This is a genomic window from Enterobacter cloacae complex sp. HYC080_NIDB (assembly GCF_056673325.1).
This window is the reverse complement of record NZ_CP114212.1, coordinates 3,996,195-4,018,108: the sequence shown is the minus strand read 5'-3', so window position 1 is coordinate 4,018,108 and position 21,914 is coordinate 3,996,195. Positions and strand designations below refer to the sequence as shown.

21 protein-coding genes and 1 tRNA gene are annotated in these 21,914 nt (G+C 51.4%); 15 read left to right on the top strand and 7 right to left on the bottom strand.

Annotation, left to right across the window (positions count from 1 at the left end):
• Positions 1-7: 7 nt before the first annotated feature.
• From yagF to O1723_RS19065, 3 genes are all read left to right on the top strand, one after another.
• Positions 8-1,975: a xylonate dehydratase YagF gene (yagF, locus tag O1723_RS19075; RefSeq protein ID WP_014882315.1), complete on the top strand. Its 1,968-nt coding sequence runs from the start codon at positions 8-10 to the stop codon at positions 1,973-1,975.
• Positions 1,976-2,200: 225 nt separating this feature from the next.
• Entirely contained in the window at positions 2,201-3,583 is a 1,383-nt protein-coding gene (locus O1723_RS19070; protein WP_014882316.1) for an MFS transporter, read from the top strand.
• An 11-nt stretch (positions 3,584-3,594) separates the two neighbouring features.
• Positions 3,595-5,205, top strand: a complete 1,611-nt coding sequence (locus O1723_RS19065) for a glycoside hydrolase family 43 protein (RefSeq protein ID WP_014882317.1) — start codon at positions 3,595-3,597, stop codon at positions 5,203-5,205.
• A 4-nt stretch (positions 5,206-5,209) separates the two neighbouring features.
• Here O1723_RS19065 and xynR read toward each other — a convergent pair whose 3' ends face one another.
• From xynR to argL, 3 genes are all read right to left on the bottom strand, one after another.
• Positions 5,210-5,968, bottom strand: a complete 759-nt coding sequence (gene xynR / locus O1723_RS19060; RefSeq protein ID WP_014882318.1) for a DNA-binding transcriptional repressor XynR — start codon at positions 5,966-5,968, stop codon at positions 5,210-5,212.
• Between the two features lie 185 nt (positions 5,969-6,153).
• Entirely contained in the window at positions 6,154-7,158 is a 1,005-nt protein-coding gene (gene argF, locus O1723_RS19055) for an ornithine carbamoyltransferase (protein WP_014882319.1), read from the bottom strand.
• The gene (argL, locus tag O1723_RS19050) at positions 7,128-7,223 is read right to left on the bottom strand and encodes a putative translational regulatory protein ArgL (RefSeq protein ID WP_213014371.1); all 96 of its coding nucleotides are present in this window, start codon (positions 7,221-7,223) and stop codon (positions 7,128-7,130) included. The genes argF and argL overlap by 31 nt, the downstream gene beginning before the upstream one ends.
• A 99-nt stretch (positions 7,224-7,322) precedes the next feature.
• Here argL and rraB point away from each other — a divergent pair, with 99 nt between their 5' ends.
• The 7 genes from rraB (at position 7,323) to O1723_RS19015 (ending at position 14,316) form a co-directional block, all read left to right on the top strand.
• Positions 7,323-7,748, top strand: coding sequence for a ribonuclease E inhibitor RraB (rraB, locus tag O1723_RS19045; protein ID WP_014882320.1), 426 nt, complete (start codon positions 7,323-7,325; stop codon positions 7,746-7,748).
• Between the two features lie 46 nt (positions 7,749-7,794).
• Positions 7,795-8,553, top strand: coding sequence for a tRNA isopentenyl-2-thiomethyl-A-37 hydroxylase MiaE (miaE, locus tag O1723_RS19040; RefSeq protein ID WP_014882321.1), 759 nt, complete (start codon positions 7,795-7,797; stop codon positions 8,551-8,553).
• 30 nt (positions 8,554-8,583) lie between these two features.
• On the top strand, positions 8,584-9,306 hold the full coding sequence (locus O1723_RS19035) for a hypothetical protein (RefSeq protein WP_014882322.1): 723 nt from the start codon (positions 8,584-8,586) through the stop codon (positions 9,304-9,306).
• Positions 9,307-9,412: 106 nt separating this feature from the next.
• Positions 9,413-9,497: transfer RNA gene (locus tag O1723_RS19030), tRNA-Leu, on the top strand.
• 162 nt (positions 9,498-9,659) lie between these two features.
• Positions 9,660-10,913, top strand: coding sequence for a tyrosine-type recombinase/integrase (locus tag O1723_RS19025; RefSeq protein ID WP_059385692.1), 1,254 nt, complete (start codon positions 9,660-9,662; stop codon positions 10,911-10,913).
• 31 nt (positions 10,914-10,944) lie between these two features.
• Positions 10,945-13,032 (top strand): retron Eco8 family effector endonuclease, encoded by a 2,088-nt coding sequence (locus O1723_RS19020; RefSeq protein WP_479983849.1) that lies wholly within the window; start codon positions 10,945-10,947, stop codon positions 13,030-13,032.
• 177 nt (positions 13,033-13,209) lie between these two features.
• The gene (locus tag O1723_RS19015) at positions 13,210-14,316 is read left to right on the top strand and encodes a reverse transcriptase family protein (protein ID WP_059385951.1); all 1,107 of its coding nucleotides are present in this window, start codon (positions 13,210-13,212) and stop codon (positions 14,314-14,316) included.
• Between the two features lie 63 nt (positions 14,317-14,379).
• Here the strand turns inward: O1723_RS19015 and O1723_RS19010 are convergent, their stop codons facing one another.
• The 4 genes from O1723_RS19010 to O1723_RS18995 form a co-directional block, all read right to left on the bottom strand.
• Positions 14,380-14,511, bottom strand: a complete 132-nt coding sequence (locus O1723_RS19010; RefSeq protein WP_479983848.1) for a hypothetical protein — start codon at positions 14,509-14,511, stop codon at positions 14,380-14,382.
• 619 nt (positions 14,512-15,130) lie between these two features.
• Positions 15,131-15,943 (bottom strand): hypothetical protein, encoded by an 813-nt coding sequence (locus O1723_RS19005; RefSeq protein WP_059385952.1) that lies wholly within the window; start codon positions 15,941-15,943, stop codon positions 15,131-15,133.
• 19 nt (positions 15,944-15,962) lie between these two features.
• On the bottom strand, positions 15,963-16,235 hold the full coding sequence (locus O1723_RS19000; RefSeq protein WP_059385953.1) for an ogr/Delta-like zinc finger family protein: 273 nt from the start codon (positions 16,233-16,235) through the stop codon (positions 15,963-15,965).
• A gap of 1 nt (position 16,236) precedes the next feature.
• The gene (locus O1723_RS18995) at positions 16,237-16,791 is read right to left on the bottom strand and encodes a phage polarity suppression protein (RefSeq protein WP_059385954.1); all 555 of its coding nucleotides are present in this window, start codon (positions 16,789-16,791) and stop codon (positions 16,237-16,239) included.
• A gap of 919 nt (positions 16,792-17,710) precedes the next feature.
• Here O1723_RS18995 and O1723_RS18990 point away from each other — a divergent pair.
• Genes O1723_RS18990 through O1723_RS18970 form a run of 5 tightly spaced genes read left to right on the top strand, consistent with a single transcriptional unit; the run spans position 17,711 to position 21,413 of the window.
• Positions 17,711-17,971: a helix-turn-helix transcriptional regulator gene (locus O1723_RS18990; protein ID WP_479983847.1), complete on the top strand. Its 261-nt coding sequence runs from the start codon at positions 17,711-17,713 to the stop codon at positions 17,969-17,971.
• Positions 17,968-18,525, top strand: coding sequence for a host cell division inhibitor Icd-like protein (locus tag O1723_RS18985; RefSeq protein ID WP_059385956.1), 558 nt, complete (start codon positions 17,968-17,970; stop codon positions 18,523-18,525). Before O1723_RS18990 ends, O1723_RS18985 begins: the two co-directional genes overlap by 4 nt.
• Positions 18,522-18,743: a hypothetical protein gene (locus O1723_RS18980; protein WP_059385957.1), complete on the top strand. Its 222-nt coding sequence runs from the start codon at positions 18,522-18,524 to the stop codon at positions 18,741-18,743. Before O1723_RS18985 ends, O1723_RS18980 begins: the two co-directional genes overlap by 4 nt.
• Positions 18,743-19,066, top strand: a complete 324-nt coding sequence (locus O1723_RS18975) for a DUF5375 family protein (protein WP_059385958.1) — start codon at positions 18,743-18,745, stop codon at positions 19,064-19,066. Before O1723_RS18980 ends, O1723_RS18975 begins: the two co-directional genes overlap by 1 nt.
• A 13-nt stretch (positions 19,067-19,079) precedes the next feature.
• Positions 19,080-21,413 carry a primase-helicase zinc-binding domain-containing protein gene (locus tag O1723_RS18970; RefSeq protein ID WP_059385959.1) on the top strand — a complete coding sequence of 778 codons (2,334 nt, stop codon included), beginning with the start codon at positions 19,080-19,082 and terminating at the stop codon, positions 21,411-21,413.
• Positions 21,414-21,914: the final 501 nt, after the last annotated feature.

Below are 21,914 nucleotides of genomic sequence, written 5' to 3'. Positions count from 1 at the left end.
GATAACCATGACCATCGAGAAAATTTTCACCCCACAGGACGATGCGTTTTACGCGGTGATCACCCACGCGGCGGGGCCGCAGGGCGCGCTGCCGCTGACCCCGCAGATGCTGATGGAATCCCCCAGCGGCAACCTGTTCGGCATGACGCAAAACGCCGGGATGGGCTGGGACGCCAACAGGCTGACCGGCAAAGAGGTGCTGATCATCGGTACCCAGGGCGGCATCCGCGCCGGGGACGGACGCCCGGTTGCGCTGGGCTACCACACCGGGCACTGGGAAATTGGCATGCAGATGCAGGCGGCAGCGAAGGAGATCACCCGCAACGGTGGGATCCCGTTCGCGGCCTTCGTCAGCGACCCGTGCGACGGGCGCTCTCAGGGCACGCACGGGATGTTCGACTCCCTGCCGTACCGCAACGACGCGGCGATCGTGTTTCGTCGTCTGATCCGCTCCCTGCCGACGCGCCGGGCGGTGATCGGCGTGGCAACCTGCGATAAAGGGCTGCCTGCGACCATGATCGCGCTGGCCGCCATGCACGATCTGCCGACCATTCTGGTGCCGGGCGGCGCGACGCTGCCGCCGACCGTGGGTGAAGATGCGGGCAAGGTGCAGACCATTGGCGCGCGCTTTGCCAACCACGAGCTGTCGTTGCAGGAGGCCGCCGAGCTGGGCTGTCGCGCCTGCGCGTCGCCGGGCGGCGGGTGTCAGTTTCTCGGCACGGCGGGCACCTCTCAGGTGGTTGCGGAAGCGCTGGGTCTGGCACTGCCGCACTCCGCGCTGGCACCGTCCGGGCAGGCGGTGTGGCTGGAGATCGCTCGCCAGTCGGCGCGGGCGGTGAGCGAGCTGGATAACCGCGGCATCACCACGCGCGATATCCTCACCGATAAGGCCATCGAAAACGCCATGGTGCTCCACGCGGCGTTCGGCGGTTCCACCAATTTACTGCTGCACATACCGGCCATCGCCCACGCGGCGGGCTGCACCCTTCCTGACGTCGCGCACTGGACGCGCATCAACCGTAAAGTTCCGCGCCTGGTGAGCGTCCTGCCCAACGGTCCGGACTATCATCCGACCGTGCGCGCGTTCCTGGCAGGCGGCGTGCCGGAGGTGATGCTCCACCTGCGCGATCTCGGCCTGCTGCATCTGGATGCCATGACCGTGACCGGCCAGACGGTGGGAGAGAACCTCGACTGGTGGCAGGCTTCGGAACGTCGGGCGCGCTTCCGTCAGTGCCTGCGCGAGCAGGACGGCGTCGATCCGGATGACGTGATCCTGCCGCCCGAGAAGGCCAAAGCGAAAGGGCTGACCTCAACGGTCTGCTTCCCGACGGGCAACATCGCGCCGGAAGGATCGGTGATCAAGGCCACGGCGATCGACCCGTCGGTGGTCGGTGACGATGGCGTTTACCGCCACACCGGTCGGGCGCGGGTGTTTGTCTCAGAAGCGCAGGCGATTAAGGCCATCAAGCGGGAAGAGATTCAGCAGGGCGATATCATGGTGGTGATCGGCGGCGGACCGTCCGGCACCGGTATGGAAGAGACCTACCAGCTCACCTCCGCGCTGAAGCATATCTCGTGGGGCAAAACGGTGTCGCTGATTACCGATGCGCGCTTCTCGGGCGTGTCGACGGGCGCCTGCTTCGGGCACGTGTCGCCGGAGGCGCTGGCGGGCGGGCCGATTGGTAAATTGCGGGATAACGACATCATTGAGATTGCCGTGGATCGTATGACCCTGACGGGCAGCGTGAACTTTATCGGCACGGCGGACACCCCGCTGACGCCGGAAGAGGGCGCGCGCGAGCTGGCACGGCGGCAGACGCATCCGGACCTGCACGCCCACGACTTTTTGCCGGACGATACGCGGCTATGGGCAGCATTGCAGTCGGTGAGCGGCGGCACCTGGAAAGGCTGTATTTATGACACCGATAAAATTATTGAGGTAATTAACGCCGGTAAAAAAGCGCTCGGCATTTAATTATTTTTAGATAAAAAACGTCTGCGGGAAATATTCCGCGGACGGCTTTCGTGTTTTTATAATTTATTAATTTAAACAATCAGTTGCGATATATCGCTGGCGTCACAAAAGCAAAATAACATAATTCAGAAATAAGATATGACCATTGCTGGTTAATTGAGCAGCTCATTACACTCCATTAACACGATGTTGTTATTCAGCACACGACATAAGGGTGTAATTCTGATGACGCAATTAACCATGAAAGACAAAATTGGCTACGGGCTGGGTGACACCGCCTGCGGCTTCGTCTGGCAGGCCACGATGTTTCTGCTGGCCTATTTCTATACCGACGTCTTCGGCCTGTCAGCGGGCATTATGGGCACGCTGTTTTTGGTCTCCCGCGTGCTCGACGCCGTCACCGACCCGCTGATGGGGCTGCTGGTTGACCGCACCCGCACGCGGCACGGCCAGTTCCGCCCGTTCCTGCTGTGGGGCGCGATTCCGTTCGGCATCGTCTGCGTACTGACCTTCTACACGCCGGACTTCTCGGCGCAGGGCAAAATCATCTACGCCTGCGTGACCTACATTCTCCTGACCCTGGTCTACACCTTCGTTAACGTGCCGTACTGCGCCATGCCGGGCGTCATCACCGCTGACCCGAAAGAGCGTCACGCCCTGCAATCCTGGCGTTTCTTCCTGGCGGCGGCGGGGTCGCTCGCCATCAGCGGCATTGCCCTGCCGCTGGTGAGCATCATCGGCAAAGGGGACGAGCAGGTGGGCTATTTCGGCGCCATGTGCGTGCTGGGGCTGAGCGGCGTGGTGCTGCTCTACGTCTGCTTCTTTACCACCAAAGAGCGTTACACCTTTGAGGTGCAGCCGGGCTCGTCGGTGGCAAAAGATCTCAGGCTGCTGTTCGGCAACGGCCAGTGGCGCATTATGTGTGCCTTTAAGATGATGGCGACCTGTTCCAACGTGGTGCGCGGCGGGGCGACCCTCTACTTCGTCAAATACGTGATGGATCACCCGGAGCTGGCGACCCAGTTTTTACTCTATGGCAGCCTCGCCACCATGTTCGGCTCGCTCTGCTCCTCCCGCCTGCTGGGCCGCTTTGACCGCGTCACCGCCTTCAAGTGGATCATCGTCGCCTACTCGCTGATCAGCCTGCTGATTTTCGTCACTCCGGCGGAGCATATCGCCCTGATTTTCGCCCTCAACATTCTGTTCCTGTTCGTCTTTAACACCACCACGCCGCTCCAGTGGCTCATGGCCTCTGACGTGGTGGATTACGAGGAGAGCCGCAGCGGGCGCCGCCTCGACGGGCTGGTGTTCTCCACCTACCTGTTCAGCCTGAAGATTGGCCTGGCGATTGGCGGGGCGGTAGTGGGCTGGATCCTCGCGTACGTGAACTACTCCGCCAGCAGCAGCGTGCAGCCGGTTGAGGTGCTGACCACCATCAAAATTCTGTTCTGCGTGGTGCCGGTAGTGCTCTACGCGGGCATGTTCATCATGCTGTCGTTCTATAAGCTCACCGACGCCCGCGTGGAGGCCATCAGCCAGCAGCTGATCAAGCACCGCGCGGCCCAGGGGGAAGCCGTTCCCGACGCCGCGACAGCCGCATCCCATTAACCGGAGGCACTATGGAAATCACTAACCCGATACTCACCGGCTTCAACCCGGACCCGTCCCTCTGCCGCCAGGGCGAGGACTACTACATCGCCACCTCGACCTTCGAGTGGTTCCCGGGCGTGCGCATCTACCACTCCCGCGACCTGAAAAACTGGTCGCTGGTCAGCACCCCGCTGGACCGCGTGTCGATGCTGGACATGAAGGGCAACCCGGACTCCGGCGGCATCTGGGCGCCGTGCCTGAGCTATGCCGACGGTAAATTCTGGCTGCTCTATACCGACGTGAAAATTGTCGACTCGCCGTGGAAAAACGGCCGCAACTACCTCGTCACCGCGCCGTCCATTGAGGGGCCGTGGAGCGAGCCGATCCCGATGGGCAACGGCGGGTTCGACCCGTCCCTGTTCCACGACGATGATGGCCGCAAATATTACCTTTACCGCCCGTGGGGGCCGCGCCACCACAGCAACCCGCACAACACCATCGTGATGCAGGAGTTCGATCCCCAGACCGGCACCCTCTCGCCGGAGCGTAAGACCCTGTTTACCGGCACGCCGCTCTGCTACACCGAAGGCGCGCACCTGTATCGCCACGCAGGATGGTACTACCTGATGGTTGCCGAAGGCGGCACCAGCTACGAACACGCCGTCGTGGTGCTGCGTTCAAAAACGATCGACGGGCCTTACGAGCTGCACCCGGACGTGACGATGATGACCAGCTGGCACCTGCCGGAGAACCCGCTGCAGAAGAGCGGCCACGGTTCGCTGCTGCAGACCCACACGGGGGAATGGTATATGGCGTACCTCACCAGCCGCCCGCTGCGCCTGCCCGGCGTGCCGCTGCTGGCCTCCGGCGGGCGCGGCTACTGCCCGCTGGGGCGCGAGACCGGCATCGCCCGCATCGAATGGCGCGACGGCTGGCCGTATGTCGAAGGCGGCAAGCACGCGCAGCTGACCGTGAAAGGCCCGCAGATTGCCGAGCAGCCCGCTGCCGTTCAGCACAGCTGGCGGGACGATTTCGACGCCAGTTCGCTTGACCCGGAGCTGCAGACCCTGCGCATTCCGTTCGACGACACCCTCGGCTCGCTCACCGCGCGCCCCGGCTATTTACGGCTCTACGGCAACGACTCGCTTAACTCGACCTTCACCCAGTCGACCGTGGCGCGCCGCTGGCAGCACTTCACCTTCCGGGCGGAGACGCGGATGCAGTTCTCGCCGGTCCACTTCCAGCAGAGCGCCGGGCTGACCTGCTACTACAACAGTAAAAACTGGAGCTACTGCTTTGTGGACTACGAGGAGGGGCAGAGGAGAACCATAAAGGTGATCCAGCTCGACCACAACGTGCCGTCATGGCCGCTGCACGAGCAGCCGATTCCGGTACCGGAGAGTGCGCAGAGCGTCTGGCTGCGCGTCGATGTGGATACGCTGGTCTATCGCTACAGCTACTCGTTCGACGGCGAGACGTGGCACACCGTGCCGGTAACCTATGAGGCGTGGAAGCTATCGGACGACTACATCGGCGGGCGCGGCTTCTTCACCGGCGCATTTGTGGGGCTGCACTGCGAGGACATCAGCGGTGACGGCTGCCACGCGGACTTCGACTACTTCACCTACGAGCCGCTGTAGCGGCTCAGGCTGGGTAGCCCAGCGCGCGTGAGAGCTGGAGCCCGGCCTGCTGAAGCTGCTCGCGGAAATTAGCCAGCTCGGCGTCGTCCACGCGCGAGGTCAGCGTCGACAGGCTCAGGGCGGCAATCACGCGTGACTCGTGGTTCCACACCGGCACCGCCACGCAGCGCACGCCCTGCTCGTTCTCTTCGCTGTCCAGGGCGTAGCCTTGTTCGCGGGTTTTTTTCAGCGCATCCACCAACGCTTCGCGGGTGGCAAGAGTGGAAGGGGTAAAGGTAGTGTACTGATAGCCCTCCAGCAGGGCATTCAGTTCGGCCTCGCCCAGCCAGGCAATCAACACCTTGCCGATGGCGGTGGCATGAACCGGCAGGCGACGGCCAATGCGCGAATAGGCGATGGCGGCCAGCTTGCCTTCAATCTTCTCGATATAGACCCCTTCACGCCCGTCCAGGATCCCCAGATGGGTGGTCTGCCCGGTCCGCCGGGAAAGATCCGTCAGCCAGCCTTTTGCCTTCTGACGAATATCCATTGAGCCCACGACGAAATGGCCGCGCTCGACCAGCTTCATGCCGAGGCGATATTTACCGTTCTCCGGGTTCTGATCGATATAGCCGTGAAGCTGCAGGGTTTTCAGCAGCGAATGGAGGGTACTTTTGCTCAGCCCCATCAGTTTGCTGATGTCGGTGATCTTAAGCTCGGTGGCCTGCTCGTTGAACAGGTCGAGGATCTGCAACGCACGTTCAACAGACTGAATAATCGGCATAATGCTGGCATGTCCACGCTGGAATTAAGGCGAAAACGTACCTTTTTTGGGGTGAAAAATCAATTGAGCAGGCCTGATTTGCCCGGCGGCGCTTCGCTTGCACGGGCCTACGGGTTTTGTAGGCCGGGTAAGCGCAGCGTCACCCGGCAAGAAGAGCGCACCGAATAAAAATGTGGGAGAGAGGATCACTCCCCAAGCGTCGCCACCATCACCGCCTTAATCGTATGCATCCGGTTTTCCGCCTGGTCGAACACGATGCTCGCCGCCGACTCAAACACCTCGTCCGTCACCTCCATCCCGCCGTGCAGATCGAACTCCTTCGCCATCTGCTTGCCGAGCGTGGTCTGGTCGTCATGGAACGCCGGCAGACAGTGCAGGAACTTGACGTTCGGGTTGCCGGTCAGCGCCATCATCTGCGCGTTCACCTGATACCCGCGCAGCAGCGCAATCCGCTCCGCCCACTTCTCTTTGGCTTCGCCCATCGACACCCACACGTCGGTATAAATAAAGTCCGCGCCCTTCACGCCGGCCGCCACGTCTTCCGTCAGGGTGATTTTGCCGCCGTGCTTCTCCGCCAGCGCGCTGCACTCCGCTACCAGGCTCTCTTCCGGCCAGCAGGCTTTCGGGGCCACCAGACGCAGATCCAGCCCGGTCAGCGCCGCCGCTTCCAGCATCGAGTTGCCCATGTTGTTGCGCGCGTCGCCCGCGTAGACCAGCGTCATCTCGTTAAACGCTTTGCCCGGAAGGTGCTCCTGCATGGTCAGCAGGTCCGCCAGCAACTGCGTCGGGTGGAACTCGTTGGTCAGGCCGTTCCACACCGGCACGCCCGCATATTGTGCCAGCGTTTCGACCACGTCCTGGCCGTGGCCGCGATACTGAATGCCATCGTACATCCGCCCGAGCACCCGTGCGGTGTCCTTAATTGACTCTTTATGCCCAATCTGGCTGCCGCTCGGCCCTAAATAAGTGACGCGTGCGCCCTGGTCAAATGCGGCAACTTCGAAAGAGCATCGTGTACGGGTCGAGTCTTTTTCGAAGATGAGCGCGATGTTTTTACCGGTAAGCTTTTGTACTTCCTTGCCCTTTTTTTTATCGGCTTTGAGCTGTGCGGCAAGAGTCATCAGAGAAGTGAACTGTGCAGGGGTAAAGTCGAGCAATTTCAGAAAGTGTTTCTTGTACAAATCGGACATTTTATCCTCGCCTGGCGAACGCCACTTATTGAATTAAAATTCACTTTATATGTGTAATTATTCATTTGCAACCCCGTTTCACAATTCTTTCTTACAAAGGTGGAGGCAAACCCGTCCGTGTGTGAAAATAGAAGTATCTGCCGCACTTTAAAGAGGATTGAGCCATGGCAAACCCGGAACACCTGGAAGAGCAACGCGAAGAGACGCGTCTGATTATTGAAGAGCTGCTGGAAGACGGTAGCGATCCGGACGCGCTGTACACCATCGAGCACCATTTCTCTGCGGATGATTTCGACGCGCTGGAAAAAATGGCGGTGGAAGCCTTCAAGCTGGGTTACGAAGTGACCGAGCCGGAAGAGCTGGAAGTGGAAGAGGGCGACACCGTCATCTGCTGCGACATCCTGAGCGAAGGCGCGCTGAAGGCGGAGCTTATCGACGCGCAGGTAGAACAGCTGATGAACCTGGCCGAGAAGTTTGAGGTGGAGTACGACGGCTGGGGAACCTACTTCGAAGATCCGAACGGTGAAGACGGCGAAGAAGGCGACGACGAAGATTACGTCGACGAAGACGACGACGGCGTGCGTCACTAAGCGTTTCAGGCGGTGGCGCACGCCACCGCTTTTTCAAGGCAGAACCATGGATTACCCGCAGATACTCGCCCCCGTACTCAACTTCCTTCAGTGCCCGACCCCGCAAGCATGGATTGATAAAGCCCGCGACCCGGCAAACCTGCCGCTGCTGCTCACCGACCATATGGTGTGCGAGCTCAAGGCCGCCCAGACCGCGCTATTACTCGTGCGTAAATACGTCGCCGACGAAAGCGGTGCCGACGCGCTGCTCGACTGGCTCAAACCCTACGAACAGTTCACCTTCCGCGACGGCCCGGAGCCGGACTTCATCGCCCTGCACAAGCAGATTGGCAAAAGCGTGATGCCCAAAACCGACGACCCGTGGGGACAGGCGCTCATCGACAGCATGGTGCTGCTGATTAAAGAGGAGCTGCACCACTTCTGGCAGGTGCGCGAGGCGATGCTGGCCCGCAACATTCCGTACGTCAAAATCACCGCCAGCCGCTACGCCAAAGGGATGCTTAAAGAAGTGCGCACCCACGAACCTCTGACGCTGATCGACAAACTCATCTGCGGCGCTTACATCGAAGCCCGCTCCTGCGAACGCTTCGCCGCGCTGGCCCCGTTCCTCGAGGACGAGCTGCAGAAGTTTTATCTCTCGCTGCTGCGCTCGGAAGCGCGCCACTATCAGGACTACCTGACGCTGGCCCAGCAGGTGAGCGACGACGATATCTCACCGCGCATACAGCATTTTGGCGAAATTGAAGCCACACTTATCTCGACACCGGACAACGAGTTTCGCTTCCACAGCGGCGTGCCGGTGTAAACCGGCATAACGCAAGGATAAGGATGCGAGATGAATAAAACGTGGACCCGTATTGTGATTGTCCTCGTCGCGGCCGCCGCCGTGGCGTTCTGGGTGTTCTTCGACAGGCAGCGCGCTCCGGAAGCGCAAATTGATACAGCCCTCAACGCGATGCCCGCCTGGCAGGTGATCAAGGAGCAGGAGCCTGTGCTGCATCAGCGCATCCTCGACCAGATGGCCGCCCTGCAAAAAGCGGGCGAGCCGGAGCAGCAGATTATCGACACCATCCAGCCGCAGATCCTGCATCTGCAGATGTCGCGCCTGCAAAACGCCCCGGACGCCAACGTGGTGAACTACATGACCATCAACATGGAGCAGACCGCCGCCATCCAGAAGGTGAGCGACGACGCCTGCTTCCGCTTCCTCTACCCGGCGGTGAAGGGCGGCGTGAACCCGATGCGCATGCTGGATAAAGACCTGATGGCGCGGCGCATGCAGGCCGACGCCGACATGATGCGCGCGGCCTACGGCAAAAACCGCCACACCGTGACCCCGGCCGAACGCGAGGCGGCTGTCGAGGATGTGCGGCCGATTATGAAGGCGCTTGCCGATAAGTACGGCGAGGACATCCAGCTGCTGCAGATGCCGGAGAAGGCGGCGGGCAAAGAGAAGCTCTCCTGCGATATGGTGCAGGAGATGTGGGCGAAGGTGCTGGCGCTGCCGGAGCAGAAGGCAGCAGGGGTGATTCGGCTGGCGGTGTCTGAGCTGGAGTGACGAAGGGCGCTGGTTTTTTGGGCACTTAGCGCGGGTTTCGCGCGTCGTCGCTTGCATGGCGGCGCGCGACAGGTATAATCCACAACGTTTCCGCATCCCCTTCAGTGCCGAAGTGGCGAAATCGGTAGACGCAGTTGATTCAAAATCAACCGTAGAAATACGTGCCGGTTCGAGTCCGGCCTTCGGCACCATTAGTACTTCCAAGAACATCCGACAAAGTCCAATTATCCCTTAAAAATCAGTGCTTGCAGCGATTTTACGTCCTGAGTTGTACGAGGTTGTCCGTTGAAATCCGGATGTCATTGGGGGCATAATTGGGGGCATCTTAACTTCGATTAGAAATGTGCCCCCAAATGAAGCTCAACGCCAGACAGGTCGAGACCGCAAAGCCAAAAGACAAAACCTACAAAATGGCCGATGGCGGCGGTTTGTATCTCGAGGTTTCGGCCAAGGGCTCTAAATATTGGCGCATGAAATACCGACGCCCCTCTGACAAAAAAGAGGATCGCCTCGCTTTTGGTGTTTGGCCTACGGTAACGCTTGCTCAGGCACGAGCAAAGCGTGATGAAGCTAAAAAAATGCTAGTGCAGGGCATTGACCCTAAAGCTGAACAGAAAGAAGCTCAGGCAGAGAATTCGGGGGCATATACTTTCGAAATCATTGCCCGCGAATGGCATGAAAGTAACAAGCGCTGGAGTGAAGACCATCGATCGCGCGTTCTTCGCTATCTTGAGCTTTATATCTTCCCTCATATCGGTTCGTCCGACATTCGCCAGCTCAAAACCAGTCACCTGTTAGCCCCGATTAAAAAAGTTGATGCCAGTGGTAAGCATGACGTAGCTCAGCGCTTGCAACAGCGCGTCACGGCTATTATGCGTTATGCAGTACAGAACGATTACATCGACTCTAATCCAGCCAGTGACATGGCCGGGGCGTTATCGACAACTAAGGCGCGACATTATCCCGCTTTACCCTCCAGCCGGTTCCCTGAGTTTCTTGCTCGTCTTGCTGCATATCGTGGCCGTGTAATGACACGGATCGCAGTCGAGCTTTCCTTACTAACTTTCGTGCGCTCCAGTGAGTTACGCTTCGCGCGTTGGAATGAGTTCGACTTTGATAAATCTCTCTGGCGCGTACCAGCAAAACGAGAAGAAATTAAAGGCGTGCGTTACTCGTACCGTGGCATGAAGATGAAAGAGGAGCATATTGTTCCGCTTAGTCGGCAGGCGGTGATTTTGTTGGATCAGTTAAAGCAGATTAGTGGTGATAAAGAGCTGCTTTTTCCGGGTGATCATGACGCAACTAAAGTTATGAGCGAAAACACAGTAAACAGCGCATTACGTGCGATGGGATACGACACGAAAACCGAGGTCTGCGGGCATGGATTCAGGACGATGGCGCGTGGTGCGCTAGGTGAATCAGGATTATGGAGTGAGGATGCAATAGAGCGACAATTAAGTCATTCGGAACGTAATAACGTGCGTGCTGCATATATTCATACTTCCGAGCATTTAGACGAGCGTCGCCTGATGGTACAATGGTGGGCGGACTATCTGGAAGAGAATACACATAACTATATAACACCTTATGATTTCGCTAAAAATTAATTATTTTCTCAGTGCATGCGAAGGAGAGTAGATGAGCATTAAATCAATCAGGATTGAAAATTTATTATCTTATGATACGTTAATAATAAATAATATTAAAGATTTAAATTGTGTAATTGGGAAAAATAATGTAGGTAAAAGCAATTTATTAAAACTATTGTCCTTTTTTTACAAAAAAATCGATAATATTAAATGCATACCTCCTGAGTTACACTCAAATTATAGTAGTCATGGAAGTATTTCAATACAGTATGATTTAACAAGAATTAAAAATATAGTAACTTCAAAAAGAAAAGGAAAAACAGATTTTTTTAAACATATATACAACACCTTTTTTAAAGGTTCACCAATGGGGGTTGAGAAAGATTTTTTCACTAACAGAATCAATGACACAACTTTTACGCTTAAATTGACAATCCATAGTAATAATGCATTTTCTTGGTCAACCAAAAATAATTCTGAAATAGATTTGATTGGCTATTTATTTCCATTTTTTGAAATAGAAACTAGGCATATAAATTTGTATGATTGGGATAAGTTATGGGATCTAATTAGCAGATTGAAGTCGTTCAAAGTAGATGGGGTTAAAAAAGAAGAAATTATTGATTTCTTGAATGAAAAAATCTCTCCTAATAGTAATGCATATAAGGATTTCACCTCTAAAATTCAGGATATAACAAAGGTATCATCCTATAGTTATAGAGAGAGGGTATTAAACTATGTAAAAATTGGGTTAAATGGTCAAACGTTTAATGTTGGCGGTAAAGACCTTACTACTCAATCGGATGGAACAAATTCTTTAGAATATTTATCACTTTTCTTAAAGCTTTTAGTTTCTTTAACTCGGAGAGAATACATTTCACCAATAGTTTATATTGATGAGCCTGAAATTGGGCTTCATCCTAAGGCGAATGAAAAACTAATCTATGAGCTTTATCAATCTTATGAATCTTTCAAAAAAACAAAAGAATCCTTTGAAAAGGGTAAATATGCAACTCCGTTGCCAAAAATTTTTATCGCAACCCATTCAGCAAATATAGCCAAGCATATTATCAAATATTTTAAAGATAATCATCAGATACTTCATTTTAGGATTGAAGAAAATCATACTCGCGTTGGTGTAATGAAGTCTACATATGAAGATAGGCGTTTTTTAAATATCTTTAATGATAATGAAGCAAGATTATTTTTTAGTGATATTATCTTATTTGTTGAAGGCGATACTGAACTGGAAGCGTTCTCAAACTTTTCACTTTCTAAAAAATATCCTCACATGAATAATGTGGAACTTTATCAGGCAGGATCAAATGTATATCTTGAAAATTTAAATCCGAACAGATCAAAATTATCAATTCCGTATTTTTACCTATTTGATAGAGACAAAACGTTACAATACGAGGTTACTAAGCGGCAGTGTAAAGTAATGCTTCAGGGAAATGGGGGGTTATTCAGTTTAAAACCTGAGAAATTAGACTCTGAAATAGAATACTATATGAAGGGATATAGTTCTGAATACAGGGTTCAAGTTTCAATCTTGAATGATATTAAATCTTCAGAAGGAAAGGTTCTATCTTTTAATAATAAAACGTTAGACTTTGATAATATCAGTAAAGCATATGTGAATAAACTTGTTGATAATATAGATAGTTATTTATCAAATAAGAATATTATAGTGTTAAGTAGCACTTTTGAAGAGTGCTTAATAAATGAGAATTCGCTTCCATTGTTTTTACTTTGGCTTCATCATTCCAATGGTATAGATGTCGATAACATACTTAAAAACTTAGAGGGGCTAACATATTTCAATTACAGAACTCTTGCTACTTATTTACGGTTGATTTTTAATGGAAAGGCAACAACTGGTTTAGTCTATAAACATCTAAAAAACAAAGACTTTAAACTTGGGCGGCGTTTATTAAATATTGTCGAAAGAGAAATTCAGAAGAAGTGTTTTTATACGGGGAAAACTGGTGGATGGGTCACTTCATTTCTTGATTTCGCTATAGCCCATCTTGAATTGGAAGCAGCAAAAACATCTACATCGTTTGATAGTAAATTTTCTTTAATTTTCCCAGAGTTTTATAGTATGATAGATAAGCTTCGTCTCGATAGAGGGTAAGGGGCCATGAAAATGGTTCAAGATCTGATTCGTCAGACTTGACTAGCCCTAATAAAGACCAGTTCCTCCTACGATGTTATGATTATCTTGGATGAGCTTTTAGTTTCACTGCCCGTGAAAAGTTGTTCTTGGTATCGGGACGAAGCACATTTTATACATTATTAGGTTGCTACTATAATGCATATTATCGATAAAAATTTGTTCAAAACTCAAATTGCACCAAAGGATCTTTTGGAGGATGATGTCATTCCATCGATTCCATATTCTAGCGTGCTCGAAAAAAAGATAAAAAAAAGATACATATATGCTTTAAAAAATAAATCCCCTGCATTGCTTGCTCAGCGAAATTTAATTGAAGTGTTGTTACGAAGAATTGATTTAAATGATAGTGCAGTAGGTTTTAGGAAGGGCGCCTGCTATTTGAATTTTCTTGAGCCTCACTCGAATAACTATCACTTCCTTCGTTTTGATATAAAAAACTTCTTCCATTCAATTGACGAAAAGTTGTTGAGGGATTGCTTTTCATCATATTTTAAAGACGAGTGTATTGACCCCAAAAATAAGCAAAAATTAATTTCATCATTCCTCAATTTGATATTGTTTCATGTCGGCAGTTCCTTTGGGAATGATGATGATAAAGGAAAAAGAATTTTACCTGTTGGCTTTCCTGCGTCTCCGTTCGTATCAAATATTTTTCTTCGTAAAATTGACATAATTATCCAAAGAACATGTGCGCTGTATAATATAACATATACTAGATATGCCGATGATATGCTATTTTCATCCTCTCGCGCTGACAAGTACATTCATTCGGATTCTTTTGAGCATGAAATTAAAGTGATTCTTTCATCACATAAATTAAAGGTAAATGAGAAAAAAATTGTTAAGGCGAAGCATAGGATATCTCTAAATGGATATGTTATCCAATCCTCTTCATTGACAAATAGGAAGAATGTTAACGATATAAGTGGTGTTTTTATTTCAAACAAGAAGATAATAAAGTTAAAAAAAATCATCCATGAATTTAATAAAAAGCCAGTAGATTACACTAAAATCATGGAGGGGATTTTTAGGGAGAAAATAAAGCCTGATAATTTTGCTTTCCCGATAACTAGAGCGTTTAAACAAAAATTTTATAAAACCCAGGTTCGTAATAAGCTTTGCGGCTATCGTGCTTATTTAATATCGTTCATAAAGTTTAACCTCAGATATGATTGCATTCCTGATGAGAAAATAGAGTCATATTCAAAAATGATTGATGAAATTGACGCTATTATTAAGTGATAGTTGGTTGAGGGATATTTTTGCACTGTAAGATGACTTTATCAATATAGTTTTGCGCAATACTTACGCCAGCACGCCAGCACGCCAGCACGCCAGCACGCCAGCACGCCAGCACGCCAGCACGCCAGCACGCCAGCACGCCAGCACGCCAGCACGCCAGCACGCCAGCACGCCAGCACGCCAGCACGCCAGCACGCAGGGGGCACTTTTAATACAGGTGTAATGGTGTTCTCAGGCTGCCCCAAGACTGGCGCTGTAGTGCAGGGACGGGAAAACGCATGTAAAACCATGCCCCCTTTGGATGCATGGCTTAATTGAGGGAAATAACTGGATTTATATAGGTTGTTTGACGGGCTGCTGCACGGTCAGCGTGGCGACGGAGATAAATCCCGCTCTGTTTAGTGGTGATTTTGTCACCATTATTAACTCACTAAGCAGCAACAGGCCTGAAATGCTTTCTGCCGCGTAATTCTGCTCTGGCCAGCTGCTCTTCACCCTAGTAACTTGCGTTTCGACAGCGCCCCAAAGCGGTGAGATTTACCCCTATCTTGACCCTGTCGGCTCCTCGGGATTTGAATGATCAACACCATTTAATCCCACAGCGCGCACTCGTAGCCCCGCCACGCCTGCCCGCTTTATGGAGTGGTTTTCATGCAGTTGCATGATAGGCTCTTAACCGCGCCTTATCTGGCCTGAGAAGTAAAAATGCAAGTGCATATAGTCATGCGATTTCATGCAGTATAGGCATGCACTCAAGCTACAGACATCAAAAAACCCGGCACTGGCCGGGCTTAAGTGAGCTTTTCTGTTCAGGTCAGAACAGCTTTCTTTTTTTTCTGTCGTCATGTGATCCTGATACCGGTGCTGAACCGATCAGACTCATCACGTCGTCCCGGAATCTCAACGGCAATATTTCATTCGTCCACTTCAGCATTAGATTCAGGATAAATTCACGATACAACGTATCTGCATCATTTGTCCCTTCAATAATGCCCGGTATATGCGCTGAGCTATTCCGCTCAAACTGTCTGTACTTCATCCTGAGCAGGCTGCTCAATTCGGCACCGTGGAAAATAAAAAAATCTCGTAAAAGCTCATCGATACGCTCCTCAGTGATGCCATGATGGCAGTTTATATAGACGTTTGCCTTACGCGCGGTCGCTGCAGCCAGTACCGGCAGCTGCTCTTCTTTTTCAGTAATCAGCCCGGCCAGTTCTGTGGCTGTTTCCTGTTGTTCCAGATACTCAGCCCGGAGAGCTTTCATCTCCGGCGTTACGATGCCGCCGCTCTGGTTAAGCAATTCCCTGAACTGCGCCCGATTGTCTTTGCTGACCTGCTCAGTTTCGGTCTGATGCTGGCGCAGAGCCCGAAGGTTCTCAATGGCTGCTTCTTCGGCCTGTCTGGCCTCCACCCAGGTCTGCATTTTTTTGTAAAGGTCGATAATTCGGGACTGCCATTCCGAGGAAAGGCTTTTTGTCAGTTTTTCCGTCTCGCGGGCTATTTCATTTGCAGGCAATCTCATGAGCCAATCCGCATCCTGAAGCGGTTTTTTTGCCCTCGCGAGAAGTGTTACTACATGTCCGGTTGCGGCCTGAATCTGGTTTTCCGTCAATTGTTGTTCTGTCATATCGTTGTTCCTCCTCATTTTATTGTGCATGACGGTCTTTAAGGGTACAGGCTGAACCGTAGCGGCCCAGTGTATGCGGCTGACGTACAAGAGAATCGCTCTGTGATTCAGGCTCAGGCGCCGCTGGTTTATGGGGCTTCATAATTATCGTGTCCACACTTTCCAGGGCAGTAAATGTGCAGGAGCATTCAAGATTCTGGCACTGATACCACGAGCGTTTAACCGATGGAGCTTCATAGGCGCTGGTTCTGGCGTGTGCGACCGTGCCACATTCAGGACACTTCAGGGCCATATCAATACCCTCCTTTTTCATTAAGCCTGTTGAGGCGGGCCAGGAAAACTTTATGTTTTGCCGGAGTGAAAGTGGCTGAAGCATCAGCTCGCATTGATGCATCCACCGTTAATCCGGTTTCGTCGATAACGCTCTTATATGCTGCTGAAATTACAGGAGTACGGATTTCGGTTTGTCGGACTACAGCGGTGCGTAATATTTTCATTGCCGCCTCAAGCCCGTATGGTGCGCAAAGAAAAGGAGCCAGAGCGTCAGTGAGTGCATCACCATGCTCGCTCATGAAGTTTTCAGTTGCGCTTGTAACACAGCTTTCCAGCACAATCTGGTGAGCATAAAGACCATCCCGGGCGGCACAGTTAATTTGCCATTCGAGGAGTGCAAGGCGCTCACGAAGATTTTCAAGCTGGCTGGCATATGCTGCCGGTTTTTCTTCAGTATCCAGAAGAGCCGCCAAACGAAGCTGGCTGGTACTTTGCACATTACGTAGTGTCAGCCAGCTTTTTATCGCCGCGCGGTAATCGTTAAGAGCTTCCTGATTAATGGTTCCGGTAGTCATGTCAGCACCTGGTGGTTTGTCGTGTTGTCAATTGTGCTGTCATGCATACAAAGCTGCCATTGAACGCCATTGTGCGAGCGACTAGACAAAGACTTCTTTTTGGCTAGCCAAGAAAGGTCTCGCTTAGCTGAGTTTGTTTCAGACTTACTTTAACTATTCACTACTATTCACTTAGATAAAATAATAGATAATACAGTAAGTTAAAAAGTGAAGGGGTGGCAAAGCAGTATTCATCGACTGTTCATAACTGTTCACATGGAATAAAATTATTTATATTATTTTTTCATAATGGATGGCTGTTTTATTCCTCATGGGTATTCATTTTTTGCTCCCCACCACTATTCACCCTTATTCAGTAGTATTCAACAGGCACATAAACAGACTGCATCTTTTGGCTGGAAAATAACATTTTTGCCTCTTGCCATGGTGTTGCATTTCATACTGATTTTTATAAAACTAGAGCTGTCCGGTTCTGTATGGATTCATTTTTGATATATTTTAAGATTTAAGGTGGAGTTATTTAACATCAAGTTTTTTATGCAGGCCAAAATTTTATACATTGGATGCGTTTCGTGAATATGTCCGTATGTAGGGACCTGCAATGCAAGGCCCCGTATAGTATTTATGCAGCATTGCTGTATGAACTCCGGAGGCAGCAGCATTACGTGCAATGACTCATGGGGTTAGTAAACCATTAGATGAATGGTAGTTCCTATTAATGCTCCTGTATTTATAGCCCGCAGGCATAGTGTTTATTATGTCATTTTATAAGGTTTGATCGGATTTTAAGTTCCATAAAATCAATACGTGACGCTAAATAAATAATGCGTGCGCAAGCAAGCTATATACACATAATAAGGAACTACCTGAATCCGTATGAATTTATCCGGACTTTTGTTGAAATTAAGAGGGTAGACAAATGTATAATATTTCTGTTTCTGCGCCAGCTCCGGCTGCGCCATTATTTCCTATTCCGAACCAGCATGAGCGTTTTTTACGCCTGCCTGAGGTGATGCACTTATGCGGGTTGTCTCGCTCGACCATTTACGATCTGATCAGCCGCGATGCGTTTCCGAAGCAGATCCCGCTTGGCGGAAAAAATGTCGCCTGGGCACAGTCTGAGGTCAGCGCATGGATGGCGGACCGTATCAGCGCCCGTGGGCGGGGATGTGATGCATGATGATACCTGAACACATTAAATACCTTTTCTCAGGCTTGCTTACTGTCGCCATTTCTATGTATAGTCTTTCCGCTGTCGCAAAATCGGCAGCCGGAATTGGCGTTCCGCGAAACTCAATGGCGACACCAGACGCGCCAGGCGTCTTTTTTTTCGTCGTAGCTCAGGCACACCCATTTTCCGGGCTGTGGTGTTTATGTGTACACCGTGGTTCTATCGTGATAATGGCAGTCCGGGCGGGGCAGCCTTCGGGCTGGCCGGTATCCATTGAGGCCGGTTACGCCAACCCCGTTCGGGCTGCCACCAGTGAAATTGGCGTTTCCGGTGGTAGCAATAACCGCCACTCAATGGAGGCTGCCATCATGGCTACAATCCTCACCTCGTCACACCCGAAATATGTCTTTGTGTTTGCCGCAATCCGCCGTGCAGACACTCAACCTCGCATTTGTATGCTCCGCACTGTGGCCTGCGATGAGCGTTCCGCACGCCTTTCGTTGGTTCGTGATTATGTGCTCTCCCTTTCTGCACGCCTGCCTGCCAAAGAGGTGACACTATGAACCAGTTTGAGATCTCCTACGACGATATTGTAAGGCTGAAACATTTACGCAATGTGGGTGAATATGTCACTGGCATGGCAGCCCTGCAGGACTGTTATGAACAGCCAGCGGGGGCCCAATGTGAACAACTGGTTTCCCTCATCTATCTGATGACAGAGCAGTTGGATGGTGTGGTGCAGCGCTGCCATGACGACCTGATGAATGCGGAGGTGGCCTGATGCAATCCTGTGAATCTCATCTGGCACTTCGCGCCGCTCTGTATCGACGTGCCGTAGCTTGTGCCTGGCTGACTCTCAGCAGTCAGCGGGAACGTTATTCCGGCCTGACACTCGCTGAACTTGAAGATGCCATCGCCCGCGAGCTGGAAGGGTTCTATCTGCGCCAGCATGGGCAGCAAAGGGGACTGGAAATTGCCTGCGCGTTGCTTTCGGATCTAATGGAGTCGGGGCCGCTTAAGGCCTGTCCGGTTCTCTCACTGCTCGGAGTGACGGTAATGGATGAACTTTGCTCCCGTCACCTCAATAAACCAGCGCTGCATTAAGGAGGGCCGCACAATGTCAGGAATGAAAGTTAGCCAGGCTGAGAAAGCAGCTCGAGGTCACTGGTCAAGTATCTTACCCGCACTGGGCGTAAACGTATTGAAAAATCGTCATCAGCCTTGTCCGGTATGCGCCGGGAAAGACCGCTTTCGATTTGATGACCAGGAAGGACGGGGAACGTGGTTCTGTAACAAGTGCGGGGCAGGTGATGGTTTGGCGCTTGTGAGTAAAGTACTGGATGTAGGCGTTAGTGAAGCGGCAGACAGAATAAACGGCATTACCGGAAATCTGCCACCCGTATCTCAGGAAAGGCTTGAATCCGGTTCTCTTGATAATAAGACCGGGAAACAAACTGCAGCAGCGCTGGCTGCCCGTTTGTTTGAGAAATCTCGTCAGACCACTGGCAATGCCTATCTGACGGGCAAAGGGTTTTCTGCACTGCCTTGCCGGGAATTAACCGCCGTGCATAAAGTCGGTGGTGTGACATTCCGTATGGGAGATCTTATCGTTCCACTGTATGCAGATGGGGATCTGGTAAATTTGCAGTTAATCAAGGCTGATGGCGGCAAATGCTTCCTTAAAGGCGGTCAGGTTAAGAATGCCTTTTACCTTGTTGAAGGTACTGCCAAATCAGCTAAACGGCTCTGGATAGCGGAAGGATATGCCACTGCACTTACTCTCAACCATCTGACTGGCGATGCTGTCATGGTGGCCTTTTCATCCGTCAATTTCCTTTCCCTGGCGAGCGTTGCCTGCAGTCAGTACCCAACGCACCAGATAATTATTGCTGCTGACCGCGATCTCAACGGTGCGGGGCAAACAAGGGGCGTAGCTGCTGCCAAGGCCTGCAATTGCACAATGGCGCTCCCACCTGTGTTTGGTGACTGGAATGATGCATTCACGCAGAATGGCGAAGAAGCCACCCGGCAGGCAATTTATGAGGCCATAAAACCAGCCGTTGCCAGCCCGTTCGACACAATGAGCGAAGCTGAATTTAGCGCGCTGAGCGTCAGTGAAAAAGCGCAGAGGGTAGTGGATCACTATAAAAATGCACTGGCAGTAGACCCGAATGGGCAGCTCCTTTCACGCTATGAGGCGGGGGCCTGGAAAGTTATCTCTTACGCCGATTTTGCCCGTGATGTGGCTGCGCTGTTTCAGCGCCTTGGCGCACCTTTTTCATCCGGGAAAATTGCCTCTATCGTGGAAACCCTCAAACTGATTGTTCCGCAACAGCAGAATCCAGCGCGGCAGCTGATCGGGTTTCGCAACGGTGTGCTCGATACCCGGACAGGATTGTTCAGCCTGCACGATAAGAAGCACTGGTTACGTACGCTGTGCGAGGTGGATTACACGCAGCCTGTAGACGGCGAGGCACTGGAAACTCATGCCCCGGCATTCTGGCGCTGGCTGGATCGCGCCGCAGGTTTCAAACCAGAAAAGCGGGACATTATCCTGGCGGCACTGTTTATGGTGCTGGCTAACCGTTATGACTGGCAGCTGTTTCTGGAGGTCACTGGCCCTGGCGGAAGCGGAAAGAGTATTCTGGCTGAAATAGCAACAATGCTGGCAGGTGAGGATAATGCTACCTCTGCAACCATTGAAATGCTTGAGTCACCACGAGAACGAGCCGCATTAATTGGTTTTTCACTGATTCGACTTCCCGACCAGGAAAAGTGGAGCGGTGACGGGGCCGGCCTAAAAGCCATCACTGGCGGCGATGCGGTATCCGTTGATCCCAAATACCAGAACGCCTATTCAACCCACATTCCTGCAGTTATTCTGGCTGTGAACAATAACCCGATGCGTTTCACTGATCGTAGTGGTGGAGTTTCACGCCGAAGGGTGATCCTGCATTTCCCCGACCAGATAGCCCCGGAGGAACGCGATACCCAGCTCAAAGAGAAAATTGCCAGCGAGCTGGCGGTGATTGTTCGCCAGCTTATGCAACGTTTCAGCGACCCAATGAGTGCCAGGACATTACTTCAGTCGCAGCAGAACTCCGATGAAGCGCTCACCATCAAGCGTGATGCTGATTCAGCGTTTGATTTTTGCGGATACCTTGAAGTCTTACCTGACACCACGGGAATGTTTATGGGGAACGCTAACATTGTCCCACGTCAGCCTCGTACATACCTTTACCATGCCTATCTGGTCTACATGGAAGCCAACGGCTATAAAAATACGCTCAGTCTGACCATGTTTGGCAAGGGGCTGCCGTTAATGCTGAAAGAGTATGGGCTGCAGTACGAGAAGCGGCGGACCAATCAGGGAATGCAGACCAATCTGGCACTCAGAGAGGAAAGCAATGCTGACTGGCTACCTAAGTGCGATGGCCCAGCAACCAATTAACGTATAACTGACCCGGCATACGCCGGGTTTTTTCTTTTCAATGAATGTAGAGTTTACTGTTCACTCTACACCATATTGTTAACTTCTATTTTATTGATATTAAAGTTAATTATGTCGCAGTGAACAGTGTGCACGCTTTTCTAAAGAAAAAGTAATTTTGGGTGTTGAGGACTTTTGGTTTGGATCCGTTGCACGGAACCTAACCGGGGATATTAAAATTGTGCTTTGATTACAAATGGCTAAAAACTCGTCTTTTTTACCGATGGTAAGAAAAAAAGTGGGGGCACAAATGGGGGCATAAATCTGTTTTTATATTGAAAAATATTTATTTAACAATGACTTATGTCTATATTTGAGTCCGGCCTTCGCACCATAAGTATGTAAATGGACCTCAACTGAGGTCTTTTTTTATGCCTAAAATCCAGTATTTATCTACCATTCCCGCTATATTAACTCTCTCAAGGTCAACCGACATCAACGTACATCTACCAACAGATGTTG